At 62.2% G+C, this 8,723-nt stretch carries 5 protein-coding genes; all 5 read right to left on the bottom strand.

Features of this window, described 5'->3' with window-relative positions; translation table 11 throughout:
• Positions 1–621: 621 nt before the first annotated feature.
• A complete protein-coding gene (gene aspS / locus Q0K00_RS01795; RefSeq protein ID WP_297226917.1) occupies positions 622–2,475 on the bottom strand; it encodes an aspartate--tRNA ligase in 1,854 nt (617 codons plus the stop codon).
• Positions 2,468–3,742, bottom strand: a complete 1,275-nt coding sequence (hisS, locus tag Q0K00_RS01790) for a histidine--tRNA ligase (protein WP_297226915.1) — start codon at positions 3,740–3,742, stop codon at positions 2,468–2,470. The genes aspS and hisS overlap by 8 nt, the downstream gene beginning before the upstream one ends.
• Before the next feature lie 7 nt (positions 3,743–3,749).
• Positions 3,750–5,156 carry an amidophosphoribosyltransferase gene (gene purF, locus Q0K00_RS01785; protein ID WP_297226913.1) on the bottom strand — a complete coding sequence of 469 codons (1,407 nt, stop codon included), beginning with the start codon at positions 5,154–5,156 and terminating at the stop codon, positions 3,750–3,752.
• Between the two features lie 72 nt (positions 5,157–5,228).
• Entirely contained in the window at positions 5,229–6,110 is an 882-nt protein-coding gene (locus Q0K00_RS01780; RefSeq protein ID WP_297226911.1) for a tetratricopeptide repeat protein, read from the bottom strand.
• Positions 6,110–8,689 (bottom strand): DNA gyrase subunit A, encoded by a 2,580-nt coding sequence (gyrA, locus tag Q0K00_RS01775; protein ID WP_297226910.1) that lies wholly within the window; start codon positions 8,687–8,689, stop codon positions 6,110–6,112. The genes Q0K00_RS01780 and gyrA overlap by 1 nt, the downstream gene beginning before the upstream one ends.
• Between the last annotated feature and the right edge of the window lie 34 nt (positions 8,690–8,723).

The raw sequence follows: 8,723 nt of genomic DNA, 5'->3' as shown, positions 1-8,723 counted from the left end.
TGTGCCGCCATATAGTCTCTCCTCATTGTAAGTGAAGAGATTATAACATACTATTTAATTTGACGACACCACCTAGATTCTTTCTGGCTTTGGAGTCGGGAGATGCCCTACATGCCGCGACGACTTGCATCAGGACCTATAAAGTTTTTAGGGGGATGGGGGTGTGGGGGGGAAGGGACCCTTTGTTCATAAAGGGCCCCTTCCCCCCACACAAAAAACTTTCAAAAAAACAGCGGAATATATTTTTTACGAGAGGGAAACCGTTTTGGAAAACGGTTCTCCCTCTCCCCCTCGTGCTCCCCCTCTCCCTTCCCAAAACTTTTGCTCTGTCACTGTACGATACCGTGCCCCCCACAAGACAGTGCTGGTCTGCCACGTCCCCCGGCGGTATGAGAAAACAATTTGCAGATTCTGGCTGGCTTGCAATCTGGCGGCTCGTTGGATGTCACGACGACTGACACCTAAACAAGTAAAGTTTTTAGGGGGATGGGGGGTGTGGGGGGAAGGGACCCTTTGTTCACAAAGGGCCCCTTCCCCCCACAAAAAAACTTTCAAAAAAACAGCGGAACGCCGCTTCGCGCAAGCGAAGGGCGTTCCGCTCTGTTCCAGTTTTCAATAAGCCTAATTTCCTGCGGCAGGCGCTGGGGTGGTCTCGCCGCTCTTTTCGCGCAGGCGCAGACCGAGTTCACGCAGCTGCTTGGCCGAGACTTCGGAGGGGGCCTGGGTCATGAGGCAGGTAGCCTTCTGGGTCTTGGGGAAGGCGATGACGTCGCGGATGCTCTGGGCACCGGCGAGCAGCATGACCAGACGGTCGAGGCCGAAGGCAAGGCCGCCGTGCGGCGGAGCGCCCTGCTCCAGTGCGCTGATGAGGAAGCCGAACTGCTCTTCGGCCTGTTCCGGCGTAAAGCCCAGCGCGGCGAACATGCGGCGCTGCACTTCGGCGGAATGGATGCGGATGGAACCGCCGCCCACTTCGTTGCCGTTGAGCACCATGTCGTAGGCACGGGCGCGGGTATGGGCCGGATCGGTAGCCATCAGTTCCAGATGACCGGGAGCCGGAGAGGTGAAGGGGTGATGGCAGGCCACATAGCGCTTTTCCTCTTCGTCGTACTCAAAGAGGGGGAAGTCCGTCACCCAGAGGAAATTGAAGGTATTTTCCGGGATAAGGCCGAGCTGGTTGCCCAGATGCACGCGCAGGTTGCCCAGCGCGGCATTGACCATACCGGGCTCCCCGGCCTGGAAGAATACGATGTCCCCAACTTTCAGGTCGAGCGCTTCCGCAATGCCCTTGCGCTCTTCGTCGGAAAGGAACTTGGCGATGGGGGACTGCCATTCGTCGGCCTTGATCTTGATCCAGGCGAGGCCCTGCGCGCCGTAGATCTTCACGAAATCGGTATAGGCGTCGATCTCCTTGCGGGTCATGGATTCGCCGCCCGGCACCTTCATGGCCTTGACCAGCGTTGCCACGGCAAAGAGCTTGAAGCCGGAACCGCGCACGATGTCGGTGATGTCGTGCAGTTCGAGACCGAAACGGGTATCCGGCTTGTCCACGCCGTACCGGCTCATGGCCTCGGCATAGGGCATACGCGGGAAGGGACGGGGGATATCCTGCCCCATGACATCCTTGAATACGCGCGCCATGAGGCCTTCGGCCATGTTCATGACCTTTTCCTCGTCCACGAAGCTCATTTCGATATCCACCTGCGTGAATTCCGGCTGGCGGTCGGCGCGCAGGTCTTCGTCGCGGAAACAGCGGACGATCTGGAAATAACGGTCAAAGCCGCCCACCATGAGCAGCTGTTTGAAGAGCTGCGGCGACTGCGGCAGGGCATAGAACTGGCCGTTGTTCAGGCGGCTGGGCACCAGGAAGTCGCGCGCGCCTTCGGGAGTGGACTTGGTAAGGATGGGCGTTTCCACCTCAATGAAACCGCCTTCGTCCAGATAGCGGCGGATAGCCTGGGCCACGCGGTGCCGCAGACGCAGGTTGGCCTGCATACGCGGACGACGCAGATCCAGATAGCGCCAGGCAAGACGCAGGTTCTCCCCGGCGTCGGTACGGTCCTCGATGGGGAAGGGAGGCGTTTTGGAAGTATTGAGCAGCTTCCATTCCTTCACCACCACTTCGATGCCGCCGGTGACCAGATTGGGATTGGTCATGCCTTCGGGACGGGGCCGTACGCGGCCCTTGATGGCCAGCACATATTCCGCGCGCAGGATGTGGGCATCCTCGTGGGCCTTGGGGGCGATCTCGGGGCTGAACACCACCTGCGTCAGTCCTTCGCGGTCGCGCAGGTCCACGAAGATGAGGCCGCCGTGATCGCGACGGTACTGCGCCCAGCCCATGAGGCAGACCTCAGCGCCGTCGTCGGCTTCGGTCAACTGGCCGCAGGAATGCGTACGGGTCCAGTCGCCCACTTCCTCGATATATTTCTGGTGCTCCTGCTGGAGATCCTGGGATTGGGTCTGCTCACTCATGCTCAATACCGCCGGAGGTCGAGGCCAGATGTTCCACCACTTCGGACTGCGGCACGGCCTGCTGTTCGCCGCTGTCCATATCTTTCACCATAACCGTGCCGGAAGCCGCTTCGTCCTCACCTATGATGAGGCAATAGCGGGCCCCGGATTTACCGGCCTGACGCATACTGCTCTTGAAGCCGCCGTCGCCGGTGTGAACCTCGCCCGCAAGACCGGCCTCGCGCAGACGCTGGGCCACCGAGAAGCAGGCGTCCTTTCCGGCTTCGTTCATGCCCACGGCATAGAAATCCAGCCGCTGGGCGGGACGTTCCGGAAGGAGCAGCGCCAGCCGTTCCATGCCGCAGGCAAAACCCACCCCCGGCACATCAGGCCCGCCCAGGCTCTTCACGAGTCCGTCATAACGCCCGCCGCCCGCCACGGCGGACTGTGAACCGATATTCCCGCTTACCACCTCGAAGGTCGTACGGCAATAGTAATCAAGTCCCCGCACCAGCCGATGGTCCAGCTCATAGGGGATATGCTCCGCTTCCAGCAGACGCACCACGGTATCGAAATGGGCGCGGCAGTCCGGGCAATTGTAGTCCAGCAGGCGCGGCGCGGCGTCCGTCAGACGGCGGCAGCCCTCCTGCTTGCAATCCAGCACGCGCAAGGGATTGGTCTGCATACGGCGCGTGCAGTCCTCGCACAGACCGCCCTCTCCGGCAAGCCCCTTCAGGTAGTCCACCAGCGCTTCCTTGAAGCGCGGACGGCAATTGGAGCAACCCAGGGAATTTATCTTCAGGCCCAGCTCCGTAAGCCCCGCTTCCCGCAAAAAGCGCATGAGCATGATGATCATGTCCGCATCGGCATAGGGGCTGTGCGAGCCAAGACATTCGCAATTGAGCTGATGGAATTGCCGCATCCGTCCCTTCTGGGGCCGCTCGTAACGGAACATGGGACCGGTGGTGAACAGACGGCTCACGCTTTCGCGGGTATGCCGCGCGTCCTCGATATACGCGCGCATGACGCCGGCCGTCGCTTCGGGGCGCATGGTCATGAGACGGTCGTTCCTGTCCGGGAAGGTGAACATCTCCTTCTGCACCACATCGGTCTCCTCACCGATGGAGCGCCGGAACAGGTCGGTATATTCCAGGACAGGCGTCCGCAATTCCACAAAGCCGCAACGCGAAAAGACGCGCCGCGCCGTTTCTTCCAGGAAGAGGAAGGCGTCGGAATCCGGCGGAAACATGTCCGCAAAGCCTTTGATGCGTGTAACGTGAGCTGCCATGATGACCTCAGGAATTGACCGCCGCGCAGGGCTGTTCGAGTCTGTGCTTGCCCGCTTCCCGGCAGGGAACGGGATAATCGCCATTGAAGCAGGCGAGGCAGTAGCTGTCGGAATGCATGACCGAACGCAACAGCCCGTCTATGGAAAGATAGTGCAGGGAATCCACATCCAGCTCGCGCACGATCTCCGGCAAATCGAGGGAAGCCGCGATGAGCTCGCCGCGCGAGGCGAAGTCGATGCCGTAATAGCAGGGGAATTTCACCGGCGGGCAGCTGATGCGGATATGCACCTCCTTCGCCCCCAGTTCGCGCAATTTTTTCACGCGGGTACGCATGGTCGTGCCGCGCACGATGGAGTCGTCCACGATGCAGATCTTCTTGCCCTCGATCATGGAACGGACCGGATTGATCTTTACCCGCACGCCGAAGTTCCGCATACTCTGGGTAGGCTGGATGAATGTACGGCCCACGTAGTGATTGCGGATCATGGCATGTTCATAGGGAAGCTCGGCGCACTGGGCAAAGCCCACGGCCGAATAGACCCCGGAATCGGGGAACGGCATGATGAAATCCACATCCGGCGTGGACTCATGGGCCAGCTGCCAGCCCATCTGCTTGCGGCACTGGTAGACCTGCTCGCCAAAGACGAAGGAGTCCGGCCGGGCAAAGTACACCAGCTCGAAGATGCACTGGCGCGGCTTGTCCGGCAGCGGGCCGTGCAGCTGTTCGCTGCGTTCGCCCTGCTCGTCCACGATGTACATCTCGCCGGGCGCGATGCTGCGTTCGTATTCGGCTTCCATGAGATCGAAGGCGCAGGTCTCCGAGGCAAAGACCGGACTGTTGTCCAGCCGCCCCAGCGCCAGCGGATGGAAGCCGTGCGGATCGCGCACCGCAACAAGGGTATTGCCGCTCATGACCAGCAGACAGTAGGCGCCGCGCACGCACGAACAGGTGTCGCGCACGGCTTCCACCAGATTCTTGGTGCGCAAGGCGCGCGCCAGCAGATGCATGAACACTTCCGTATCATTGGTCGTGCTGAAGATGGAGCCGTCGCTCTCCAGCTCTTCGCGCAGCTCCGCCGTGTTGACGAGATTGCCGTTATGGGCCACGGCGATGTCCTTCCCGCGGAAGTGGGCCACGAAGGGCTGGGCATTGCGCATATGCGAGCGCCCGGTGGTGGAGTAACGCACATGGCCGATGGCCGTATCCCCCACGAGCGTGCTGAGCGCCTCCTCCGAAAACACGTCGGGAACGAGGCCCATGCCCTTGTATTCGTACATGGTGCCGCCGTCCCAGGTCACAATACCCGCGCTTTCCTGCCCGCGGTGCTGCTGCGCATACAGGCCGAAATACGTCAGCCGCGCCGCGTCTTCATGGCTGTAAATGCCGAAAAGTCCACACTCGTGACGAATCATGCCAAACTCCTCATGCTGTCCGCCCTTCCACTCGCGCCCCGATCCCTGCGGACCGGGGACGCCCGGACGCGCCTATTTCCTTTCCGCCGCCTTCGCCTGACGGCGGGAGGGATTTTTCATCTTTTTTTTCAAATACGCAATGCGATTTTCCACCACATCGGTATTGGGATAACTTTCGCGGCAAAGCTCGAACTGGGCCAGCGCCTCTTCCTGACGATCGAGCTGCTCCAGGGCATCCCCCAGGAGGAACAGCGTCAGGGCGCGCAGGCTGTCACTCGGCTCGCTGTCCAGGATCTGCTGCGACAGATCGGCCGCTTCCTGCCAGCGTTCCCGGGCCGCGCTCTGGTCCGCCAGATCATACATGCAGTTCAGTTTGGCCGTCTCGTTGACCGGCAGGGCCAGACATTGCTGCAAGGCATCTTCCGCGGCCTCATAGCGATGCAGACGGAAATTCATGGCCGCCAGATGGCGGTAGCCTTCCACGCTGTCCTGCGGGCTGAGGCCTTCCAGATCCAGATAGGCGCTCCAGATGTCCACCGCGCGCTCATGCCGACGCTGGCGCTCCACGAGCTGTCCCATGCGCCAGAGGATGTCCTTGCAACGGGCGTCGCTGTCCGCGAACTCCTCCAGCATGGTGTCCAGATAATCCAGCCGCACCCGCGTGGTGACGCCCGTGGCGTTGGCCACGGTCAGCAGGAGCTGCCAGGCCTCCCAACGTTTGTCGGAGTCCCCGGATTCCCGCAGGAAACGCTCCAGCAGGCGTTCGGCCCGCGTCCACTCATGGGCCGCCACGGAACTTCTCGCCTCGCTGAGATCGTCCCCCAGCGGCGAACGTTCGCAGCCCGGCAGACTGAAAAGCAGCAGACAGCAGAGCAGCAGGCCGCCTGCGCGCCTGCCGCCCCGCCGTCCCCATTCGCGGCAAACATCCCGCTCCAGGCGGAAAGCCCAGCGCATTATGCTTCTCCGTTCTCCTCAGGGGACGTTCCCGACGGCGCGCTGTCCGCATCCGGGCTTTCCCCGGTCGTCGTTTCGGCGCTATCCACCCGGGGGGCCTCACCCTCGGCCGTCAGTTCGTCCAGTTCCTCATCATCCAGCTTGCGGCCGCTCTGTCCGCCCTCGTCCACGCGGTCAAAGCCCACCACGCGGGCGCCTTCGTCCAGACGCACCAGCATGACGCCCATGGTGGCCCGGCCCTTGCTGCGCACGTCGTCCACGCCGATGCGCACGATCTTGTTGGCCGAGGTCAGCAGCACGAGACCGTCATTGTCCCGTACGGGCATGGCCCCCACCACCGGACCGGTCTTGCCCGTCACCTTGAAGTTGATGATGCCCTTGCCGCCGCGCGTCTGGAGACGGTAGAGATCCACCCGCGTGCGCTTGCCGAAGCCGTTGGCCGAGATGGACATGATCTCCGTGGTCTGGTCGTATTCCTTGAGGATGACCCCGGCCACCACCACATCCTGTCGCCGCAGGGCGATGCCCTTGACCCCTGTGGCCACGCGGCCCATGGGACGCACGTCCTTGCAGGAGAAGCGGATGGAATAGCCGTCCGCCGTGGCCAGCACGATGTGGGTATCGTCCCGGATGGGGCGCACCACCACGAGCTCGTCGTCCTCGCGCAGGCCCACGGCCATGAGACCGCTCTTGCGGCAACGGGCATAGAGCGAGGCCGAGGAGCGCTTGACCATGCCCCGCCGGGTGACGAAGAGGAAATACTTGTCCTCCGCGAACTCGCGCAGGGCCAGCACCGTGGTCACCCATTCGCCCTCTTCCAGCGGCAGCAGATTGTTGATGTGCACGCCCTTGGCCGTGCGGCTGCCCTCGGGGACCTGATGCACCTTGAGCTGATGCATCCGCCCCTTGTTGGTGAAGAGGCAAAGATACTGGTGATTGGTGGTGGTCAGGAACTCCTGCACATAGTCGTCCTCCGCCGTGTGGAGGGCCGCGATGCCCTTGCCGCCGCGCTTCTGCTGCTGGTAGTTCTCCAGATTGGTGCGCTTCATGTAGCCGCGGCGGGACAAGGTGATGACCACTTCGTCGTCGGGGATGAGATCCTCGATGTCGATGCCGGACAGAGCGTCCGTCACCACTTCCGTGCGGCGGGGCGTGGCGAAGGTCTCCCGGATCTCCGCGATCTCCCGCTTGAGTTCGCCGCGCAGCACTTCGGCATTCTCCAGGATCGAGGTATAGAACTGGATCTTCTGGAGCAGGTCGCGGTATTCGGCCAGCAGTTCCTCGCGCTGCAGGCCGGTCAGGCGCTGCAGGCGCATGTCGAGGATGGCGCGGGCCTGGACTTCCGTCAGCTCGAAACGGGCCATGAGCCCGGTGCGGGCCTCGTCCGGGCTGGCGGACGCCCGGATGAGGGCCACCACCTCGTCGATGTTGTCGATGGCGATACGCAGGCCCTCGAGGATATGGGCGCGGGCTTCCGCCTTGGCCAGATCGTAGCGCGTACGGCGGATGACCACCTCCCGCCGGTGATCCACGAAGCAGGCCAGCGCGGTCTTGAGATTGAGCAGCACGGGCCGGTTGTCCACCACGGCCAGCATGTTGATGCCGAAACTGGTCTCCAGCGGCGTATACTTGTACAGACCGTTGATGACGATGTCCGGGATGGTGCCGCGCTTGAGGTCGATGACGATGCGTATGCCCTTCCGGTCCGACTCGTCCCGCAAGTCCGCAATGCCGTCGATCTTGTGGTCATTGATGAGGGCGGCGATCTTCTCCACCAGAGCGGACTTGTTGAGACCGAAGGGGATCTCCCGGATGACCACGGCCTGCAGGCCCTTCTTCCGCTCTTCCACTTCCAGACGGCCGCGCACCTTCACCGTGCCGCGCCCGGTGTGGTAGGCGTCATACAGGCCCTTGCCCGCATAGACGAAACCGCGCGTGGGGAAGTCCGGTCCCTTGACCACTTCCATAAGGTCGTCCACGCTGGCTTGCGGATTGTCCAGCAGGATCTGCAGAGCGTCGCAGAGCTCTCCCAGATTGTGCGGCGGGATGTTGGTGGCCATGCCCACAGCGATGCCCGAAGAGCCGTTGAGCAGCAGATTGGGCACCTTGGTAGGCAGGACGGACGGTTCCTGCAGGGTATTGTCGTAGTTGGGCCGGAAATCCACGGTCTCCTTGTCCAGGTCGGCAAGGAATTCCCCGGCCAGCCGGGACATGCGTACTTCGGTGTAACGCATGGCGGCGGGCGAGTCCCCGTCGATGGAGCCGAAGTTGCCCTGCCCGTCCACCAGCGGATCCCGCATGGAAAAATCCTGTGCCATGCGCACCAGCGCGTCGTAGACCGCGGAGTCGCCATGCGGATGATATTTACCGATGACGTCACCCACGATGCGCGCGGATTTCTTGTGCGGCCGGTTGTAGGTGTTGGCCAGTTCCGACTGCGCAAAGAGGATGCGCCGGTGCACGGGCTTCAGGCCGTCGCGCGCATCGGGGATGGCGCGGCCGATGATGACCGACAGCGAATATTCCAGATAGGATTTCCGCAGTTCGTGCTCAATACTGATTTTCGGTTGCTCGGACACGTTTGCCTCGTTGCTTGGGTAGCAGGGGGATCCC

It is taken from the genome of uncultured Desulfovibrio sp. (genome assembly GCF_944327235.1).
In the GTDB taxonomy this organism is placed as follows: Bacteria; Desulfobacterota; Desulfovibrionia; order Desulfovibrionales; family Desulfovibrionaceae; genus Desulfovibrio.
Note: the sequence above shows the minus strand (reverse complement) of the source record. Positions and strands in the feature narration are given on the sequence as shown.

What these genes read in the sequence shown, in the direction of transcription:
- hisS (WP_297226915.1), bottom strand. Translation starts at nt 3,742, where the DNA reads ATGGCAGCTCACGTTACACGCATCAAAGGCTTTGCGGACATGTTTCCG.
- aspS (WP_297226917.1), bottom strand. Translation starts at nt 2,475, where the DNA reads ATGAGTGAGCAGACCCAATCCCAGGATCTCCAGCAGGAGCACCAGAAA.
- Q0K00_RS01780 (WP_297226911.1), bottom strand. Translation starts at nt 6,110, where the DNA reads ATGCGCTGGGCTTTCCGCCTGGAGCGGGATGTTTGCCGCGAATGGGGA.
- purF (WP_297226913.1), bottom strand. Translation starts at nt 5,156, where the DNA reads ATGATTCGTCACGAGTGTGGACTTTTCGGCATTTACAGCCATGAAGAC.